The 18732-nt window shown below is 49.3% G+C and carries 20 protein-coding genes; 5 read left to right on the forward strand and 15 right to left on the reverse strand.

Going from position 1 to position 18732, the window contains the following annotated elements:
• Positions 1–79: 79 nt before the first annotated feature.
• The 8 genes from AM231_RS17140 to AM231_RS17175 form a co-directional block, all read right to left on the reverse strand.
• A complete protein-coding gene (locus tag AM231_RS17140) occupies positions 80–1222 on the reverse strand; it encodes a sensor histidine kinase (protein ID WP_082341725.1) in 1143 nt (380 codons plus the stop codon).
• On the reverse strand, positions 1222–1902 hold the full coding sequence (locus AM231_RS17145; RefSeq protein ID WP_054403779.1) for a response regulator transcription factor: 681 nt from the start codon (positions 1900–1902) through the stop codon (positions 1222–1224). Before AM231_RS17145 ends, AM231_RS17140 begins: the two co-directional genes overlap by 1 nt.
• A gap of 35 nt (positions 1903–1937) precedes the next feature.
• Positions 1938–3737 (reverse strand): ABC transporter ATP-binding protein, encoded by a 1800-nt coding sequence (locus AM231_RS17150; protein ID WP_054403780.1) that lies wholly within the window; start codon positions 3735–3737, stop codon positions 1938–1940.
• A gap of 234 nt (positions 3738–3971) precedes the next feature.
• Entirely contained in the window at positions 3972–4241 is a 270-nt protein-coding gene (locus tag AM231_RS17155) for an HPr family phosphocarrier protein (RefSeq protein ID WP_006207570.1), read from the reverse strand.
• Between the two features lie 101 nt (positions 4242–4342).
• A complete protein-coding gene (whiA, locus tag AM231_RS17160) occupies positions 4343–5272 on the reverse strand; it encodes a DNA-binding protein WhiA (RefSeq protein WP_053490592.1) in 930 nt (309 codons plus the stop codon).
• A 5-nt stretch (positions 5273–5277) separates the two neighbouring features.
• Positions 5278–6219, reverse strand: a complete 942-nt coding sequence (locus AM231_RS17165) for a gluconeogenesis factor YvcK family protein (RefSeq protein ID WP_207383633.1) — start codon at positions 6217–6219, stop codon at positions 5278–5280.
• Positions 6220–6276: 57 nt separating this feature from the next.
• Positions 6277–7185, reverse strand: a complete 909-nt coding sequence (gene rapZ / locus AM231_RS17170) for an RNase adapter RapZ (RefSeq protein ID WP_053490594.1) — start codon at positions 7183–7185, stop codon at positions 6277–6279.
• A gap of 53 nt (positions 7186–7238) precedes the next feature.
• Positions 7239–8189, reverse strand: a complete 951-nt coding sequence (locus tag AM231_RS17175; RefSeq protein ID WP_053490595.1) for an ROK family glucokinase — start codon at positions 8187–8189, stop codon at positions 7239–7241.
• Between the two features lie 271 nt (positions 8190–8460).
• Here AM231_RS17175 and AM231_RS17180 point away from each other — a divergent pair, with 271 nt between their 5' ends.
• The 4 genes from AM231_RS17180 to AM231_RS17195 are packed head-to-tail and all read left to right on the forward strand — an operon-like array spanning position 8461 to position 11924.
• A complete protein-coding gene (locus AM231_RS17180) occupies positions 8461–9384 on the forward strand; it encodes an ABC transporter ATP-binding protein (protein WP_054403781.1) in 924 nt (307 codons plus the stop codon).
• A gap of 2 nt (positions 9385–9386) precedes the next feature.
• The gene (locus AM231_RS17185) at positions 9387–10133 is read left to right on the forward strand and encodes an ABC transporter permease (RefSeq protein WP_054403782.1); all 747 of its coding nucleotides are present in this window, start codon (positions 9387–9389) and stop codon (positions 10131–10133) included.
• 20 nt (positions 10134–10153) lie between these two features.
• The gene (locus AM231_RS17190) at positions 10154–11380 is read left to right on the forward strand and encodes a sensor histidine kinase (protein ID WP_054403783.1); all 1227 of its coding nucleotides are present in this window, start codon (positions 10154–10156) and stop codon (positions 11378–11380) included.
• Positions 11313–11924, forward strand: coding sequence for a response regulator transcription factor (locus AM231_RS17195; RefSeq protein WP_054403784.1), 612 nt, complete (start codon positions 11313–11315; stop codon positions 11922–11924). The genes AM231_RS17190 and AM231_RS17195 overlap by 68 nt, the downstream gene beginning before the upstream one ends.
• Positions 11925–12062: 138 nt before the next feature.
• On the opposite strand, the gene AM231_RS17200 is transcribed toward AM231_RS17195, so the two are convergent.
• Entirely contained in the window at positions 12063–13076 is a 1014-nt protein-coding gene (locus tag AM231_RS17200) for a serine hydrolase domain-containing protein (protein WP_053490600.1), read from the reverse strand.
• An 879-nt stretch (positions 13077–13955) separates the two neighbouring features.
• On the opposite strand from AM231_RS17200, the gene AM231_RS17205 reads away from it, so the two are divergent.
• Positions 13956–15299 carry a lytic polysaccharide monooxygenase gene (locus tag AM231_RS17205; protein ID WP_054403785.1) on the forward strand — a complete coding sequence of 448 codons (1344 nt, stop codon included), beginning with the start codon at positions 13956–13958 and terminating at the stop codon, positions 15297–15299.
• Between the two features lie 173 nt (positions 15300–15472).
• Here AM231_RS17205 and AM231_RS17210 read toward each other — a convergent pair whose 3' ends face one another.
• The 6 genes from AM231_RS17210 to AM231_RS17235 all read right to left on the reverse strand — a co-directional run bounded on the left by AM231_RS17210 (position 15473) and on the right by AM231_RS17235 (position 18697).
• Positions 15473–15655 carry a hypothetical protein gene (locus tag AM231_RS17210; protein WP_053490602.1) on the reverse strand — a complete coding sequence of 61 codons (183 nt, stop codon included), beginning with the start codon at positions 15653–15655 and terminating at the stop codon, positions 15473–15475.
• A 108-nt stretch (positions 15656–15763) separates the two neighbouring features.
• Positions 15764–16513 (reverse strand): DUF3891 family protein, encoded by a 750-nt coding sequence (locus AM231_RS17215; RefSeq protein WP_054403786.1) that lies wholly within the window; start codon positions 16511–16513, stop codon positions 15764–15766.
• Positions 16514–16540: 27 nt separating this feature from the next.
• Entirely contained in the window at positions 16541–16744 is a 204-nt protein-coding gene (locus tag AM231_RS17220) for a DUF4177 domain-containing protein (RefSeq protein ID WP_053490604.1), read from the reverse strand.
• 72 nt (positions 16745–16816) lie between these two features.
• Positions 16817–17278: an NUDIX domain-containing protein gene (locus AM231_RS17225; RefSeq protein WP_054403787.1), complete on the reverse strand. Its 462-nt coding sequence runs from the start codon at positions 17276–17278 to the stop codon at positions 16817–16819.
• A gap of 223 nt (positions 17279–17501) precedes the next feature.
• Complete coding sequence (locus AM231_RS17230) at positions 17502–17972, reverse strand: hypothetical protein (RefSeq protein WP_242615221.1); 471 nt, start codon at positions 17970–17972, stop codon at positions 17502–17504.
• A 44-nt stretch (positions 17973–18016) separates the two neighbouring features.
• Positions 18017–18697, reverse strand: a complete 681-nt coding sequence (locus tag AM231_RS17235; RefSeq protein ID WP_054403789.1) for a hypothetical protein — start codon at positions 18695–18697, stop codon at positions 18017–18019.
• Positions 18698–18732: the final 35 nt, after the last annotated feature.

Here is an 18732-nt window from a genome sequence, read left to right on the forward strand (position 1 = left end):
GCTTGTACTCGGGCGCCATTCTCCATGTACGCACGATGCATGATCCGAAGCATGCTTGGATGGCTGCCGACCTATTTCTTCAATTATGAGCCTTGGAATCATTCAGTCGTGCTGGTCTATTGGCCGTCTTCCCCTGATCTCCCGCATGACTTCGTTTCAAGAAGCGCTTGCAAGGTATCGTCACCGTAAACGTTGAACCCTGTCCCAGCTCTGACTGAACCGAAATTTTCCCGCGGTGAATATCCACAATCCGCTTGGCAATGGATAATCCCAGTCCACTGCCACCGTCAGCGCGATTGCGTGATTTATCCGCTTTGTAGAACCGCTCGAATACATGCAGCTGATCCGATTCTGACATCCCTACCCCTGTATCCGTTATCGTGACCTTGGCTTCTTCTTCCTCTGCCTGCAGTACGATAGAGATCACACCGTCCTCCGGTGTAAACTTGATACTGTTGTGGAGCAGATTGGTCCACACCTGGTTGAGCAGATCCTCCGTAGCCTCAATCTCTACTTCAGCGAGGTCCAGGTCTACCTGAATCCGCTTCGCCAGCCACTGCGGTTCATTCGCCAATACGGCCGCTCGCAGCTGCCCATCCAGCCGGTAACGCATCACTTCGAATACGGGCTGCTCTCCCTCCAGGGATGACAGCTTCAACAGATTATCACTCAGCTGGGACAAGCGGCGGCCCTCCCCTTCGATAATCTCCAGATAATGGGCCCTCTTCTCCTCCGTAAGGCGAGGATTGCGAAGCGCCCGGGCGAACCCCCGAATCGAGGTGAGCGGGGATTGAATTTCATGGGATACGTTGGAGATGAAATCTTGTCGCATGGTCTCCATTCGTCCCAATTCGCCGGCCATGTCGTTGATGCTGCTGGCAATCATCTTGAATTCCCCGCGCCATTCATGTTCATCCATCTTCACACTGAAGTCCCCCCTGGAGATTCGGCGCATGGCTCCCGTAATGGAATTCAGCATGGCCATTTGTCGATGCTTGAAGAACAGCCCCACGACCAGCATACATAGGAAGAAGATAATAACGCCCACAAACAGGTTGATGAGCTGAAGAACATAGTCCCACGGCGGGGTACCGGTCCAGGTATAGACGTATCGTGTTATATAAGTCCCGGCCGTCCATGACCCTGCCAAGAGTGCGAAAACGAGGATCGTCTGCAAAATTTCCCGGATAATCCTCCACAGGATTTTGAGTGTCTTCTTCATCAGCTCTCGCTTGCCTCCAGGCGGTAGCCAAGACCGCGTACCGTCCGAATACGAAACCTATATTTCTCCTCCGGAAACCGTTCCCGCAGCCGGTTCACATGGACGTCCAGCGTCCGTTCATTCCCTTCAAAGTCATAGCCCCATATTTCTTCGATCAGCCGGTCGCGTAACAACGTGCTCCCCGGATAACTGGCCAGCTTGAAGAGCAGCTCGAACTCCTTTAGTGGCAGCGTATGGACTTCCTGCCCCGTTTTGACTTCATAGGTTCTCCGGTTCATCTGCAGCTTGCCGATCGTCACGGTCTGCGAGGCGGCGACCTGATATCGTTTAAGCAGCGCTTTAACACGCACAACTAGCTCCGCTGGCTCGAAGGGCTTTACCAAATAATCATCAGTACCCAGCTCAAAGCCCTTCACGATCTGCCTCGTCTCCCCTTTAGCGGTCAGCATCAGCACCGGGATGCCGGTATTCTTCCGGATTTCCCGGCACAATTCCCATCCGTCCATATTCGGCATCATAATATCCATCACGACCAGATCAACGGAGGTCTGATCCATTACCGACAGGGCCTCGACACCGTCTGAGGCTTCAAGCACTTCCTCCATCCCCGCTTCCTCCAGGAATACCTTCACGAGTTCGCGAATGTTCGGGTCGTCGTCCACTACCAATATTTTTGCCATGACGGTCCTCCTATCTTCCAGGCTTCTTAAGGCTCTTAGGCCTCCACCCCATCATTCATCTGCAGCTGCTGCATCGCAAATTCCCGATACATCTCATGCTGCTCTACCAGTTCCTCATGCGTTCCACGCCCGGTGACCGTTCCTTTTTCAATGAAGATAATCTGATCGGCCCCTACCACCGTGGATAATCGGTGCGCAATAACCATCGTCGTCCGCCCCGCCATGAGATTCTTGAGCGCCTTCTGCACTTCAATCTCAGAACGGCTGTCCAGACTGGAAGTAGCTTCGTCCAGCATCAGGATCTTTGGATCCCGCAGCAGAGCTCTGGCAATAGCTATCCGCTGCCGCTGGCCGCCGGACAGCTTCACACCCCGTTCGCCCACATCCGTATCAAAGCCATTCGGCAGCTCATCAATGAATCCATCCGCATAAGCCATTTCAGCCGCTCTTCGGATATCCTCATCACTCACTTCCCGGTCCATCCCATAACATAAGTTGTCACGAATCGTTCCTGCGATCATGGGGCTTTCCTGAGATACATATCCAATTAATCCCCGCCAGGAACGTAAAGAGAAGGTGTCGATCAATGTATTACCCAAGCGGATCTGTCCCTTCTGCGGCAGATAGAAGCGCTCCAGCATGGAGAACAGCGTCGTTTTCCCTCCACCGCTTGGTCCAACGACCGCCGTGACCGTCCCCGGCTCCATCTGAAAGCTGATATCATGCAGCACGAGTTCATCCGGCTTGTATCCAAACGATAAATTCTCAATGGACAAGCGCTGATTGGCATTCGCCACCTCGTTACCGGCCATGATCGATTCTTCCTCAGCATCCAGTGTTTCCAATATACGCTCTGTTGCACCCTTGGCCTTCTGCAGCTGGGTGAAAAATGTCGTTAACTGTGTCATCGGCATGACAATCTGAATGAGATACAGGATAAACGCAACCAGCTCGCCGGCGGTCAGTGCTCCTGTAGAGACCTGCAGTCCACCATACCCTATCACTACCACCAGCAGCATCATCAGCACAAAAGACATCAGAGGCGCGATCCAGGCGGATACCACACCTTCCTTGATGCCGAATCTCAGCAGGTTGGTAATGCCCTTGTTCCCATTCTCATATTCTCTATTCTCCGCATTTGAAGCCTTAACCAAGCGAATCTCCGACAGCACCTGACTGATATTCGCCGTAAATGAGGCCGTCTCGTCTTGCATTCCCAACGATATTTTGTACATTTTCTTACCAAGCGGCACAAGAATCAGCGCTGCAATCGGAATGACGATAAACATCGTCAAGGTCATCTTCCAGTTTAGATACAGCAGTACGCCGACGGAACCGACTATCGAGATGATCCCGCTGAAGAATCCGGCCACATGGTCGGATATGAGACTTTTTATCACTCCTGTATCATTCGTCATCCGACTGACGGATTCCCCCGAACGATGATGATCGAAATAGCGGATCGGCAGCGCAAGCAGCTTTTTCCACAGCCGGTCTCTAAGAGCAGCTACCATCTTTTGTCCCGTATAGCTCAGCAAGAAGATCGAGATTCCTGCAGCAATCGTCTGCACCACAAATGCAATTCCGAGCCCAACGATATGGGTAGTATTCATATCCGTCAGAGAGAAGCCGTCAACCAAGCTTTTTGTAAACATCGGAATGACGAGCCCTACCAGCGTGGAGATCACATTCAGAAGGATAGCACCAATCAATAGCAGCATGGGAGGTTTGGTTTCTTTTAATAATCGGAGAAAGGCCTTGGAGCCTGCTTTCTTGTTCCCGGCCGTTTCTTCCTGAGGCATAGCCACTATAGAAGCATGGTCTGTTGTACTCATCGTTCTCTCTTCCCTTCCATCACTTTTTTATTGTATGTAAGGCAAGAATAAACCAACAAGTTAAACTGAAGTTAAACGACGGCATATCATTAGGAGAGCAACCAAAAAAGAGGCGGATTTCTCCGCCCCTCTCTATCGTCAACTATTTATGTACCATGTTTCAAGCGAAAGCCCCAAGAGGCCTTATAGTAAAAAAAGCCTTGCAATCACAAGACTTTTCTTAAAAGGCTGCCTTTATTGGTTCTCCAGTTCCTCTTTGCTTACCAGGTTTACGAGAGAAGTAACCGCTTGCTCAGCGTCAGCTCCCTCAGCACTGATGTAAACCTCCGTGCCAGAGCTAATGGCAAGACTCATGATTCCCATGATACTTTTGGCGTTTACTTTTTTATCATCTTTCTCGACAAAAATTTCAGATGAGTATTTATTCGCTTCCTGAACGAACAGCGCGGCCGGTCTAGCGTGAAGACCCGTCTTTAACCGAACGACTACCGGGTGCTTTGTCATGAAAATTACCCCCTATCTAATAAATCTGCTGCATTGAAAGCGCGATTGACATTTTATAATATTATACCATTTTATCATACAGGACACTAGAAGGAAAAAACTTAGGTATTTCGAATCTTTTCAGCCAATTCATCGATTTTACGAAGTCGGTGATTGACCCCTGATTTGCTGACGGTCCCTTTGAGCAGTTCGCCGACTTCCTTCAGGTTCATGTCCGGATGAGCCAAGCGGATCTCTGCCACTTCCCGCAGTTTATCAGGCAAATTCTCAAGGCCCATTTCCTTCTGGAGCAGCTTGATGTTCTCAATCTGACGGACGGCTGCACCGATCGTTTTGTTCAGGTTAGCGGTCTCGCAGTTCACGATCCGGTTGACCGAGTTGCGCATATCGCGCATGATCCGGACATCCTCGAACTTGAACAATGCCTGATGGGCACCGATCAGGTTAAGGAATTCGATGATCTTCTCGCCTTCCTTGATGTAGAAGATGAAACCCTTCTTCCGCTCGATGCAGCGTGCATTCAGATGAAATTCATTCGCCAGTTCCACCAGAGACTGACAATGCTCCTCATACATAGAGGCAATCTCCAAGTGGTAGGAAGAGCCCTCCGGATTGTTTACGGAACCGCCTGCCATAAAAGCGCCGCGAAGATATGCCCGTTTACAGCAGTTTTTGCGGACGATCTGTTCGTCGATGCGCGATTGAAATAAGAAACCTTCAGAAACAATGCGCAGCTCTTTAAGTATCTCCTGAACTTGAGCGGGAATACGGACGATATATACGTTATTCTTCTTCAAACGCATTTTTTTACGCACCAAAAGTTCAGTATGCGCCTGGAAATGCTTCTTAATTAAGGAATAAATACGTCTTGCAATCGCGGCATTTTCCGTCGAAATATCCAGGATTACCTTTTTGTTCGAAAGCTGAACAGAGCCGTTCATTCGAATGAGCGCGGACAGCTCAGCTTTTTCACAGCAGCTCTGGCTCTCAACCATCGTCAGTTCTTTCTTCGTCTGTGCCGCAAAGGACAAGGTACTCACCCCTTTCTGGAAATCCAATCTTGTACCAATTGAAAAATATGATTGCTCAGCTTATCGGCATCATGCCTTAAGTATGTTCTAAATAGCACAAGCTTATCGGCTATAAGTTTATACCCTCTGCTGGTGACCTCATCCCGATCCAGGAGCACAGGTTTTGCTCCCTTCTCTGCGTACTTGCTCTGAACCTGCGGCGGGATCTCTCCGTCATTCACAATAACGTAATCGAACAGATGCAGACCAATATGGTCGTAAACCGCCTGCAAATGATCGCTTACTGTATAGTTATCGGTTTCCCCGGGCTGTGTCATCACATTGCACACAAACATTTTGATCGCGTCCGAGGCTACGATGGCGTCAGCGAGCTTAGGAACCAGCAAATTAGGCAAAATACTGGTGTACAAGCTTCCAGGACCGATCAGTATGGCGTCCGCCTGCTGAATCGCCTCCAGCGCCTCCGGCAGCGGCTCGACATGCTCAGGCTCCAGGAATATACGTTTGATGCGAAGGCCGGCCTCCGGAATTTTGGATTCACCGGTCACGATCGTACCGTCTTCCATTTCCGCATGGAGGATAACCGCCTCTCCCGCTGCAGGCAGAACCTGCCCGCGCACAACAAAAACCCGGCTCATCTCCTTGACTGCCGTGACAAAATCACCGTGCAAATCCGTCATGGCAGCCAAGATCAAATTGCCGAGGCTGTGCCCGGCCAGTCCCGAGCCATTCTTAAAACGGTACTTCAATATATCAGACAACAGCGGCTCTACATCGGCCAGTGCTGTAAGTACGTTTCGGATATCGCCCGGAGGCGGCATTTGCAATTCGTTACGCAGGATGCCGGAGCTTCCCCCATCATCAGCAACGGTGACAATGGCCGTAATATCGAGTGGCTTTTCCTTGAGTCCCCGTAGTAAAACAGACAACCCGGTTCCCCCACCCATTACGACGATGCGGGGACGCTTTCTAGCTTGCACAGCCACATTTATCACTTCCTCTAATTAATGCCGATCCCGTTCAGAATCGCGGTGGCTCACCGATACGGATTCCGTTTCGCTGGCACCCAGCATTTTGCCAAGGTATTCGGCAATCGCCACAGAGCGGTGTTTCCCACCGGTACAGCCAATGCCAATAATGACCTGACTCTTGCCTTCCTTACGATATTGCGGGATCAAGAAATGCAGCATATCGAGCAGTTTGGTCAGAAAAGCCTGAGTCTCCGGCCATTTCATCACATATTCATATACATCACTGTCTTGGCCTGTATTGGGCCGCAGCTGCTCAACATAGTGCGGATTAGGCAGAAAGCGTACATCAAATACCAGATCCGCATCAATCGGGATCCCATATTTAAATCCGAAGGATGTAATATTCACCGACAGCGTACTGGTCTCCAAATGCGTGAAGCGTGAAATAATCTTCTCCTTCAAACGCACAGGCTTCATGTTGCTGGTATCGATCACCTGGGTAGCTGAATTCTTCAGCTCCTCCAGCATCTTCCGCTCCAAGCGGATTCCGTCAAGCGGCATGCCTTCCGGAGCGAGCGGATGACGGCGGCGGCTCTCCTTGTAGCGCTGTACGAGTACGGAATCCGTCGCATCCAGGAACAGAATTTCGCAATGGATCGTGAAATGATCCTTGATGTAATTCAGTGACTCGGATAACGCGGTAAAAAATTCGCGGCCACGCAGGTCGATGACCAATGCAACCTTGCCGATCTTACCCTTGGATTGATCGATCAGCTCCGCGAATTTGGGAATGAGCACCGGGGGCAGGTTATCCACGCAAAAGAATCCAAGATCCTCCAGACTTTGTACGGCCAAGGTCTTTCCTGCTCCCGACATCCCGGTAATGATGATCAGGGTGGCCATGGATGATGTGTTGCTGCCTCGATCGGCTGCTTCCAGCATCAGCTTTCCCTCCCTTTATAAGTTTAGATCAGACGAAGTAAAATCAAAGATGATTACGAACGCAAATGCAGTCCGGCTGCGCCTACGACACCGGCATCGTTGCCGAGCTCAGCTGGTACGATTCTTACGCCCCGCTGAAGCGGTTCTGGTGTCAGCTTCGCAAATACGGTGCGGATTTCGTCGAACAGAATATCGCCTGCTTTGGATACACCACCGCCAACGATAAAGGTTTCCGGATTCAATACAGCTGCAACAGCTGCCATCGATTTACCCAAATAATAAGCAGCGCGATTCACGATGCGAATGGCAACCTCATCACCGGCTTTTGCAGCATCAAATACTTCCTTCGCCGCAATGTTCTCTACATGCGCGAGGGAAGTGCGGTCACCACGCCCTACGGCATCCTTCGCCATACGGATAATGCCCGTAGCTGACGATACTGTCTCCAGGCAGCCCATTTCTCCACAGCCGCATTGAATCGCTTCCAAATCCGGCACAACCGAGATATGTCCAAGCTCGCCAGCCATGCCGCCGAAACCTTGATAAATCTTGCCGTTAATAATAATGCCGCCGCCCACGCCAGTTCCAAGCGTGTAACATACGCAATTCTCCACACCGCGGCCTGCACCACTCCAGGCTTCGCCTAGCGCAGCGACGTTGGCGTCATTGTCTATTTTGACGGGCTTGCCGAGACGCTCTTCAAGCAATGCGCGAATCGGTACATCCTTAAAGCCTACATTCGGTGCCAAAATGATGATGCCTTCACGAATATTCGTGAAACCGGCAAATCCAGCTCCCACACCCGCAAGTTGATCCCAGCTGTATGGCGATTCCTCTACAATATGACGCACATATTTCTCAATGTTGTCAATAACCGTGTCAACGCCCTTGGCAGTTTCCGTCGGCCCCTCATACTTCTGCAGAAGATGCCCTTCCTCGTTGCAAATCCCAACTTTGATTGCGGTTCCGCCTAGATCGACACCGACGTAGATGTTCTCAGACATGTTTCAAGCCACCTTTTTCCTTCTAATATTATAGATTGCTCCTACTGTACCAACTATAATTCAAGGCCTTGCTCTGGTCAAGAGAAGGGACCGGGGGACAAAAGCCTTCTCTCATCGTAGCGGATATCATTTATTCAGACAATGAAATACGATACGCTGCATCGCACATGACAAAAGTCACTTCAAATTGATGACAACCTTTACTAACGGATATTCCTTGGCTTTCGTAAGATGAAGTCAGTTCATTTTTGATTACGAAAGGTGCGATCCCATGGCAAAATCCACTCACGAGCCTGTTGCTGAGCTGCGGCAGGTAACCAAGATGTTCGGTAGCAAAAAAGCTGTAAACCAAGTGTCATTTACGATAGAAAAAGGATCCATCACAGCCATCCTCGGACCCAACGGGGCAGGCAAATCAACTGCCATCTCCATGCTGCTCGGTCTGAAGGACGTCAGCGAAGGCGAAGTCCTCCTGTTCGGCGGCAGCCCGCAGGACTTGAGGGTCCGAGAGAAGATCGGAGCGATGCTGCAGGAAGTCAGTGTTATGGACGGATTGCGGACACGTGAGATTATCAATTTCATCCGGGGCTATTATCCGAACCCGCTTTCCCTGGAGGAAATTGCTGACTTAAGCGGACTTACCACTGAAGAACTGAATAAATGGGCGGTCAAAATGTCCGGAGGCCAGAAGCGTAAGCTAAGCTTCGCGCTTGCCATTGCGGGCAATCCCGAGCTCTTGTTCTTCGATGAACCAACGGTTGGTCTGGATACGACGGCACGCAGGCAGTTCTGGAAGACCGTGCGCCAGCTTGCCGATCAGGGTAAAACCATTCTGTTCACCACGCATTATCTGCAAGAAGCCGATGATATGGCTGACCGCATTCTCCTGTTCCATCAAGGGCAGGTGACGGCAGATGGTACGCCAGAGGATATCAAGGCGAAGCTGACCCGAAGGTCGATTTCCTTTATCGTGGATGCAGACCATGAGCAGGTCAAGAAGCTTCTTCATGAAGTGCCCGGCGTAACCGATGTGTATGAGCAGGGCGGACGATTAAACGCCGTAACCGATGATACAGACACCGCGCTGGCAGCCCTGTTCCGGGCTGGGCTGGCTGTACACGACGTTCGCATTGATCAAGGAAGCCTGGACGAAGCATTTGACCAATTAACGATGGAACAAGGGGAGGCCGTCTAATCATGACAACCTGGAAACTGATTACCTTACAATGCAAAATGGAATTGCTCCGGATGGTGCGCAATCCGTATTATATTTTCTGGTCACTGGCTATGCCGATTCTATTCTATTTCATCTTTACCCGAGTTGTGAATACAGGGGCGGACGATGCCGGACAATGGCAAGCGCATTATCTCATGTCGATGGCATCCTTCAGCGTTATGGGCACGGCCATCATGTCACTCGGTATTCGCCTCGTACAGGAGCGTGTTCAGGGCTGGGCGGTATACATGCGGGTGACGCCGCTTCCGGGCAGCGTGTACTTCTTCGGCAAAATGTTTGTGCAAACGGTTATGCATCTGCTCTGTATCATCGTCATTTTCGTTGCCGGCTATCTGATTAACGGAGTCTCCCTTACTATCGGACAATGGCTGCTCAGCGGTCTGTGGATCCTGATCGCTTCCGTTCCTTTCCTTGCGATCGGTACCTTAATCGGATCGATGAAACGTGTGGATACAGCAAGCGGCGTCAGCAACGGCATCTACTTAGGGCTCGCCATTACGGGCGGGATGTGGTTCCCGATCGAAGCGATGCCTTCCATCATGCAAACCATCGGCAAATGGATGCCTTCCTACCATTTTGGCGGGGGTGCCTGGTCGATCGTGCGCGGAGAAGCGCCAGGTTTGAATAACTTCCTAGTTTTAGCGGGATATTTGGCAGTATTTATGATACTATCCACCTATATTCGGAAAAAACAACAAGCCGATTAAGGAGATAGGAAGATGGCTTCATGAAAAAATTGAAAGACGCTAAATCGACAGGGTTTGAGGTGTTCCCTACGCAATTTGGGATTTTCCCCTATTTATGGCTCATTTATTTAGCCCTTCCCATCATCAACATGCTGAGCGAGGAAGGCTTGAAGATGGGGATCGGATTTGCGTTTATTACCTTGTTTCTTGTCACGTACCGCCAGCTCTATTTCGCCGCAGGTACGAATCGTTTCTTTGTATGGCTCAGCATTCAGATGTCCATCATTTTCATTCTGAGCATGTGGTACCACCCATCCTACATATACATGGGTTTCTTTACTGCCAATTTCATCGGCTGGTATACCGACCGGCGCAAATTCACGGTATCCCTTGTATTGTTTGCCATTATAGAAGCCATTCCTTTGATCAAAAGTGCAAGCATGCTGGGATGGAGGGATCTGGCATTTATGAGTCCTTTCATTCTCATCATGCTGTTTTCACCCTTCGGCATCCGCTCACTGAACAGGCGGCAGCAGTTGGAGAAAGAGCTTGCCCAGGCTAACGAGCAAATACACAATCTGATAAAGGGTGAGGAGCGGATGCGGATCGCCAGGGATCTTCATGACACCTTGGGCCATACCCTGTCCCTCATCACGCTGAAGAGTCAGCTTGTGGAGAAGCTGGCAGCGAAGAATCCCGAGAAGGCCCAGTTGGAAGCCCGGGAGATTCAGAACACCTCCCGTGCCGCTCTGCGCCAAGTACGTGAGCTGGTATCCGATATGCGGACCGCCACCTTGCCTGAAGAATTGGTGGAAGCCCAGATCATTCTGGAGAGCGCCGATATCCAGTTTAGCTGCACCGGTAATCCGAAGCTGGAGGGCATATCGGACTTGGCCCACAATATCATAAGCCTCTGCTTGCGAGAAGCTGTAACCAATGTGGTAAAGCACAGCCAGGCAAGCCAGTGCCAGATCACCATCGAATCGCTGGAGAACGAATGGCGGTTATCCGTGGCTGACAATGGAATCGGTCTGATCTGCAAGGAAGAAGGGGGTTCACCTTCAGACAGTAACGGCCTAAAGGGGATGGCAGAACGATTATCCCTCATTGGGGGCACTGTCGAAGCCAGATCCGAGCAAGGGACCATACTCAACATTCATGTCCCGATTATCATCAAGAACCGGAAGGAGGACCCAACCCATGAGCATCAAAGTGCTGATAGCCGAGGACCAGCGCATGCTGCGCGGCGCTCTGGCTTCCTTGCTTGATTTTGAAAACGATATTGATGTGATTGGCCAAGCCGGTGATGGGGACGAAGCGCTATCCCTAATTGCGACTCATCAGCCGGACGTATGCCTGCTCGATATCGAAATGCCGGTGCGCAGCGGTCTGGAAGTAGCAGAGCAAGTGAAGTCGCTCGGCTACGCCAGCCGCATCATTATTCTCACCACGTTTGCCAGACCGGGTTATTTCGAGCGGGCGGTACAGGCGGGAGTACAGGGATATTTGCTTAAGGACGAGCCCAGTGAGAGGCTGGCGGAAGCTATCCGCCGGGTAATGGACGGACGCCGCGAAGTCTCACCTGAGCTCGTATTCGGGACTTTATCCGGGGCAGGTGCTAATCCGCTAACCGAACGTGAACGGGAGGTCCTCCGACTGGCTGCAGAAGGCTGCAGCTCCAATGATATCGCGTCGAAGCTGCATCTATCCTATGGGACTGTCCGCAACTATATGTCCGAAATTCTAAGCAAGCTGAATGCCAAGAACCGGATTGAGGCGATCTCAATGGCGGAGGAGAAGGGCTGGATTTAGGCAGGGATTCTCTCTATAATGATTCAGCTAAAGCCACGTATATGCAGCAACTTATGTGCATCCAGCTGTTTCCATCACAAACGCAAAGGCCCCGGACTTAACTTACTCGTCTGGGGCCTTTTAAAACCTTTATTTATATCATTTCAGTAGTTCTTCCTCTATCATCTGCATCATCTCAAATGCGCCGCCACTTCCATTGGAAGCCACCACCAGGATATGACCTGTAGCCGGATAATAAGCTGACCTGAAATTTACGCCCGGGTCATAACCCATGACATGGTATTTGGACACTTCCCCGTGCTTCTTGGTGATCCATACGCCAAGCCCATAATGCTGCTCACCACCCGGATCATAAGTATGCAAACCCAGCAGCTGTTCCGTCATAGCTGGACTTAGCAGCGTGTGGTTCAAGAGTGCCCTCCATAACAGAGCCATATCCGGTGCGGTCACAAATGCCCCTCCATCCGCATAGCCCTGAATCGGAATAGCGTATTGATTCGTCCTCCAACTTCCGTCTCCCTCTTCAATATATCCGTAAGCTGTATTGGACGGCAGACGGTCCAGCGGGAAGTAACCAGAGTGCTGCATGCCGCTTGGCTTGAACACAAACTGCTCAACGTAATCTCCAAACCTCATCCCGGTATGCTGTTCTACGATCAAACCAAGCAGCACATATCCTGCATTGTTATAATGAAATCGCTCGCCAGGCTGAAATTTCATGCGTTCATTCTGGAATAGGGGCAGAAAATCCTTTCCACTGCGAAGCGTGTACATCGGAAGTGTCTTCCACAGGTCCTCAAAATCATCCATCGTCTCTTCATCGAAATAATCGGGAACACCGGAGCAGTGGCTCAGCAGATGGAGAACTGTAATCTCCGGGCTAAAGTTAGGCAGTGGAACTGCCAGACACTCACTGAGCTTGCTATCCAGGGCCAGCTTTCCCTGCTCAATGAGCTGACAGACAGCGATAGCGGTGAACAGCTTGCAGCCTGAAGCAATACCGAATCTGGTGTCTGGTTGATTGGCGATGCTGTCGGCTCGATTCGAATAACCATAGGCGCTCCACACGATGTTGTTCTGTTGATCTGTTAAAAGCACTGCCCCGGAAAACTGACAGTTAGCAGCAAAATCCTCAATTTTATGTATACCCATATGATCCCCACCCTTTGTATCAATAGGCATATTTTAACATGATCAGTCCATGAGGGTCCTGGCACAGAATGATTATAATGAAACCTTTCTTATTCCCAAGATGAAGCTACGGAATCTAGAGAACATGCGGTTTTACCCTACGCTGCTCCAAATTCGTCACCGTCATGCTGAAACGTTCCGTATCGTCCGACCTGCGCCAGATACCCTGTCCCATCACAATGGTGATATAAACAACGATAAAGATCGAGAACAGATATGAAAAAACTTCCTACCGAATACTCAAGCATATGTTTCATTTCAGCTAGTCTTGTGTATTGATTCTCTGAGTGTTCACATCTTCCTTATAGCAATGACGATCAGGAAGCGTGGTAGCTTCGGATACAAAAACTGCTTTATGAAAATAGGAATTATGTCATGGTTCTCATTTACCATTGCAGAGCAAGGAACTCTAATATAAAATAAATGTTAAAGTTTTCCATAATTTAATTCATATTCTTCTGCCGCTTCCTTACTCCCACATACCACTCCAAAATACATAGCTTCCGTCGAATAGTTCACTCCAAGACGCCAGCTTTTTATAATCACCACTCTTCGATGGTCAAACCCATTTTCTCACTCCACGCAACTGTGTTTCGCGGTATACACCCGGCTGCTACACCATCCTGCATCCATGTCTATTCTCAATTGAGTAAACTCTACACTTTGTTTGATGTGCTTCTATCATTACTTAAAAAGTTAATTAAGGCAGGTATAAGCTCTTTAAGAGTTTATATAGATTTCACTGAAAGGAGGTGAGTAACGAGATATATCGCTGTTCTAGTACGGAATATGAAGCATACTTCGTACATATTTCACCCATTAAAAGGAGGAATTCTGTTAATGTCAACAACACTACGCTTATCTAATTCAGGATTACTAAGAAAGATCATGGCTGGTGGATTATTGCTGGCGCTTGCCATTATGGCGATGTTCTTATTTGAATCAAAGGCATCCGCCCATGGCTACGTGAGCAATCCATCCAGTCGTGCAGATTTATGTGCAAGAGGCATCAATACCAATTGTGGACTCATTATCTACGAACCATATAGCCTTGAAGCTCTCAAAGGATTCCCTGCAGCAGGCCCGGCTGATGGCAAAATTGCAAGCGCTAACGGCTTGTTCGCCCCGCTGGATCAGCAATCCGCAACCCGTTGGACGAAAGTAAATATTTCACCTGGTCCAACGACCTTTGATTGGAAAATAAAGGTTCCACATGCCACAGCAAGCTGGAAGTATTATATTACGAAGCAGAACTGGGATCCTAATGCACCGCTTACACGCGCTTCTTTTGATTTGACGCCTTTCTGCAGCGTGCCTTATAAAGGTACCCCGTCCAACACCTATTCCGATACTTGTAATGTGCCGAGCAGAACAGGATACCAAGTCATCCTCGCGGTATGGGAAATTTCCGATACCAATAATGCATTCTATAATGTTATTGACGTCAATTTCTCCGGAAGCGGAAATATCGATACGACCCCGCCAACTGCCCCGACAGGCGTAGCAGCTTCCAATGTAGCAATGACAAGTGCTTCGATTTCATGGAATGCAGCAACGGATAATGTTGGTGTAACCAACTATCGCATTTTTAATGGGGCTACGCAATTGGCTTCCACGACTGGACTTAATTACAATCTAACAGGCTTAACGCCGAATACCCTCTACAACATTACGATCAAAGCCGTCGATGCTGCAGGGAATTTATCCCCCGCCAGCAATGCCGCTTCATTTACGACCCTAGCTGTAACAGGTCCGGATACGCAAGCGCCGACAGCTCCTACGAGCCTTCATGTCATGGGAACAACGACCTCCACGACGGTTCCTTTGATGTGGAATGCTTCAACGGATAATGTTGGTGTGACTGGGTACCAAGTATTCCAAGGAAATAACCTAATCGCCACCGTTTCGGGCTCAACATTAGAATACCTCGCTACAGGCCTGACGCCAAACACAGCCTATTCCTTTACCGTAAAAGCTGTAGACGCCGCAGGTAATGTATCCGCAGCAAGTAACGTCGTCAATGTGACGACACCCGACGCACCGGCGACTTATCCGGCATGGAGTTCAACTGCCGTTTATGTTGGCGGCAGCAAGGTCAGCCATAACGGTGTGAACTATGAAGCGAAATGGTGGACACAAGGTGAAACTCCTGGATCTGCCGATGTATGGAAAGTAATTCCATAGAATTCTCCTTCTTACTGGGAGAGTTTAAAAAAAGATGACTTCTGAATAATTCAGAAGTCATCTTTTTGATGTATGAAATGCACATCATAGAAAAATTGGGCTTAATGCCTCTAAGCTCTGTTGGTCTCATGAGATGCTCTATCTATATACTGTGATCTCTCTGCGATGCATCGTTATTTGTCCTTGTTCTTGGCATGTAGTACCAAATTGCCGATTCCGCCAATCACAAACAGCAAGGAAACAACCCCGAACCCCCATTGCCAAGAGCTTCGGTCCGTAATGAATACGACCACCAAAAATGCGATGGCAGCCAAGAAATTAAGCAGCGCAACGATCAAAAATTCCTTTTTCTTCATGATTCATCCTCTACATTCCTACAGAATTAATAAGTCCAGTTATGGATACTTGCCGCTTTAGGTGATCATATCATATTTTTGACCAGGAAGTGATGACAGCTGCTGAACTTATGGCACAAAAGTAATCGTCTGCTGCGTCCATGGCGCAGCATGGAATGCCTTAGCCACTCCATGCTCTTCTATCTTTTCTTTTAATACATATTTCCACTTCACCGATGCCGTCCACTTCTCTTCAAATATAAATGGATGCAGTCTGATTTCTTGCTCATTCACCCAAGCTGCCATAATTCTTTCTCCGTCAATCGACATGGCAAAGCCCTCTTTAAACCAAGGGTGCTCCTGGTCCTTGGATGCGCCCGGCGCATTCATGGTCACGTAGAGCGAGATGTCATCGCATAGCTGCAGCAGTCCAAACTGGCGGCTGATGGCAGCCTCATCAGGAAATTGAAACTGAGCTCGCAATCTTGTTTGCCGATTTGTCTCTGCATGGTAGAATTCCACTAAAGGTGCATCTGTCGCATTTTTCATAAATGACGCAAAATGAAGGCTGCACAGATACCCCGCATAAGGGCTCATGTCTTCAATCTCATCAACGCCCTTGCTGTACATTAACATTTTTGGCTGAACCGGATAATCCATAAAAGTGTACGGTTGCCGGCTGCCGTCATTCCAGATCGGAGTATCATCCATCCGCAGCCAGGCGCGGTCATGCTCGGTTATAGCCAGCAGTACTTGCTCCAACACAGACGTGTCTATAAACAACTCTCTCCGAAAACCCCGCGCGATATCGCCGGAGAATCGGCCGTGGTCATCTTGAGTAGTCATAACAAAAGCATCTTCTGTCTCGCGAATGATCATTCGGGTGGTCTCCCTTCTGTTCTGTACTTATCCCAGATATGCTTTTCGCTTCATCACGGCAATGATGTCTCTGGATTGGCCTTGATGCACGCTCGTATCGAAACAAGAGATCAGTTCCCAGCCGTCTATCCCGTAGCTGTTCAACAAATCCTCGAACTCCACCTCATTAACCTTGCCCCCAAGGAATCCCCCAGTTTTATATTTCAGTGTTTTATATTCCCATTGATCCATAGTCAGCATCCTCCCATCATTCCATTCATAATGAACACAAACCTCGAGAGTGTATATCCTGCAAACAAAGTCTCAGTTCGTATCTCCAACATAGCAAACCGCAGGTAGAACTGCTTGATCCATAAGCGGCTTGGCCAACGAGTGAGGGTATAAACGAATCTGATCCAGCGCCGACAGATCAACCCATTCTACGCCCACCTGATATTCATCCGGGTTATGTCCCTGAAAGAGATCGCTCTCGCCCACCAAACGACATTCAAAATAAAACTCGACCTGATGGATGTCGGAATCCCATTCTGCGAATTCATGGTTGGCCCCTATGTATTCACGGACATGCCGTAGATCCAGAACCTCTACCTCACGTCCGATCTCCTCCTGACACTCTCTGACTAATGCCTGTACCAAGGTTTCGCCCTTCTCTTGTCCGCCTCCAGGGAATAGGTAAAAGTCCCCCAGATGGTCTACGTTCTTCGTCAGAAGAACTTGATGATCCCGCACAATAATCGCCTTGGCCGAATTCCGAATCGGTTTCATGGGAAGTCTCCTTATCGTTACGTTTTTCTTGTACTAATGCTATTGTAGCAAAAAAATGATGGCTCCGTAGGCCATACCCGCTTATGCAACAGAATCGAAACGATAACAAGCCGGTATACCATGAGCATGCTCAGAGAATACCGGCTTGTATTGTACGTGAAGCATAAACCTCGGCTTGGTTCCACTGCGCTCAAGCGGATGAATGGATAGTATCTTTTCGTAATTAGCGCCTGTATGAGCCATCCGCCCGCTTCTTGAATACTACAGCCGTCACGCACCCCACGATCAGCAGGACCAGCCCTGCGGCAATCCAGCCCAGGATCACTTGCAATGGAAAACGGGCACCTTCGTACTCTCCTTCATAACGAGCTATTACATAGCCTTCCTGCGTCTCAACCGCAATGGCCAGTTTGGAGGAAATGCCTTGGATGGCATAGTATTTCATTCCTTTCGGGTAAATATTGGAGAAGTTCCCGCTGTAAGTACCTTCCCGATCCGAATAATAGGTAACCTTACCAACCACGTCTCCAAGCTTGGATTCATCCACGTGATCTGCGGTCACGACAAAAATTTTCCCGCCATTCACAACAAACGGATAGGCCCATGAGGCAAGCGCAGCGGTCGATGAGCATATGGCTAGCAGCAGCGTGATCAGCGATACTTTCATATATCGTTTCATGCGATGAGTATTCACCAAGGTCCACCTCGGATATTGGATTCATGCATTCGTTCAGAATGTTATTTCATCTGTTTGCTCCTGCCACCCACGGTAAGCTCGATGCCCGGCTTGTTCCTTCCACCGGACATCTCATAGGAAGCGTGTGGCCGTTCCACAAACCCTTCAAAGGCTTCATCAATCTGTACCTGCCCTCGCGGCCGAACCGTAACCACCTTAGGCTCAAAATCAACCGTCTTCCCGTCAACCTCTATGCCTAGCGGGCGTAACGAAACTTGACGCTCGGTGCCATAGCTGTAAATTTGAATCTGGCAGCGTGCCAGAATAGCTTCATTTTCTGTATGATAATTGCATTTGCTGTCTTTTCTGGAGTAAGCCACGGATGTTATTCCGCTCGAATTGAAATTCACCACATACATAACGGACTCCGATACGAAAGGGAAAATAATGACCCAAGCAACACAGCCCAACAACACGCGGCTCATGATCTTCGGGTAACGAGGACGATAAATCCGTGTCACCCACAGGACGCCGGTCACCAATAAGGCAAGCCCTGCTATGGCCGGCAAGTGAAGACCATAATGGTCTTCTTTCGTCCAGGGAGAAATCCCTGCCCAGCGGAACAGATCATCTCCGAGGGAATAGCCCAGATGCTGGTAGGAAATAAACAATAAGCCCACAATAATGGTGGCAATAGAGAGGATTTTGCCCTTCAGTTGTATCTCCTCCTCAAGCAAACCCATTTTCCATATTGTAACAAATAAATACGGATTTGGTA

Origin of the sequence: Paenibacillus solani (assembly GCF_001277345.1) — a bacterium.
Classification (GTDB): Bacteria; Bacillota; Bacilli; order Paenibacillales; family Paenibacillaceae; genus Paenibacillus_AQ; species Paenibacillus_AQ solani.

What these genes read in the sequence shown, in the direction of transcription:
- AM231_RS17140 (WP_082341725.1), bottom strand. Translation starts at nt 1,222, where the DNA reads ATGAAGAAGACACTCAAAATCCTGTGGAGGATTATCCGGGAAATTTTG.
- AM231_RS17145 (WP_054403779.1), bottom strand. Translation starts at nt 1,902, where the DNA reads ATGGCAAAAATATTGGTAGTGGACGACGACCCGAACATTCGCGAACTC.
- AM231_RS17150 (WP_054403780.1), bottom strand. Translation starts at nt 3,737, where the DNA reads ATGAGTACAACAGACCATGCTTCTATAGTGGCTATGCCTCAGGAAGAA.
- AM231_RS17155 (WP_006207570.1), bottom strand. Translation starts at nt 4,241, where the DNA reads ATGACAAAGCACCCGGTAGTCGTTCGGTTAAAGACGGGTCTTCACGCT.
- AM231_RS17165 (WP_207383633.1), bottom strand. Translation starts at nt 6,219, where the DNA reads ATGGGTGGGGGAACCGGGTTGTCTGTTTTACTACGGGGACTCAAGGAA.
- rapZ (WP_053490594.1), bottom strand. Translation starts at nt 7,185, where the DNA reads ATGCTGGAAGCAGCCGATCGAGGCAGCAACACATCATCCATGGCCACC.
- AM231_RS17175 (WP_053490595.1), bottom strand. Translation starts at nt 8,189, where the DNA reads ATGTCTGAGAACATCTACGTCGGTGTCGATCTAGGCGGAACCGCAATC.
- AM231_RS17180 (WP_054403781.1), top strand. Translation starts at nt 8,461, where the DNA reads ATGGCAAAATCCACTCACGAGCCTGTTGCTGAGCTGCGGCAGGTAACC.
- AM231_RS17185 (WP_054403782.1), top strand. Translation starts at nt 9,387, where the DNA reads ATGACAACCTGGAAACTGATTACCTTACAATGCAAAATGGAATTGCTC.
- AM231_RS17190 (WP_054403783.1), top strand. Translation starts at nt 10,154, where the DNA reads ATGAAAAAATTGAAAGACGCTAAATCGACAGGGTTTGAGGTGTTCCCT.
- AM231_RS17195 (WP_054403784.1), top strand. Translation starts at nt 11,313, where the DNA reads ATGAGCATCAAAGTGCTGATAGCCGAGGACCAGCGCATGCTGCGCGGC.
- AM231_RS17200 (WP_053490600.1), bottom strand. Translation starts at nt 13,076, where the DNA reads ATGGGTATACATAAAATTGAGGATTTTGCTGCTAACTGTCAGTTTTCC.
- AM231_RS17205 (WP_054403785.1), top strand. Translation starts at nt 13,956, where the DNA reads ATGTCAACAACACTACGCTTATCTAATTCAGGATTACTAAGAAAGATC.
- AM231_RS17210 (WP_053490602.1), bottom strand. Translation starts at nt 15,655, where the DNA reads ATGAAGAAAAAGGAATTTTTGATCGTTGCGCTGCTTAATTTCTTGGCT.
- AM231_RS17215 (WP_054403786.1), bottom strand. Translation starts at nt 16,513, where the DNA reads ATGATCATTCGCGAGACAGAAGATGCTTTTGTTATGACTACTCAAGAT.
- AM231_RS17220 (WP_053490604.1), bottom strand. Translation starts at nt 16,744, where the DNA reads ATGGATCAATGGGAATATAAAACACTGAAATATAAAACTGGGGGATTC.
- AM231_RS17225 (WP_054403787.1), bottom strand. Translation starts at nt 17,278, where the DNA reads ATGAAACCGATTCGGAATTCGGCCAAGGCGATTATTGTGCGGGATCAT.
- AM231_RS17235 (WP_054403789.1), bottom strand. Translation starts at nt 18,697, where the DNA reads ATGGGTTTGCTTGAGGAGGAGATACAACTGAAGGGCAAAATCCTCTCT.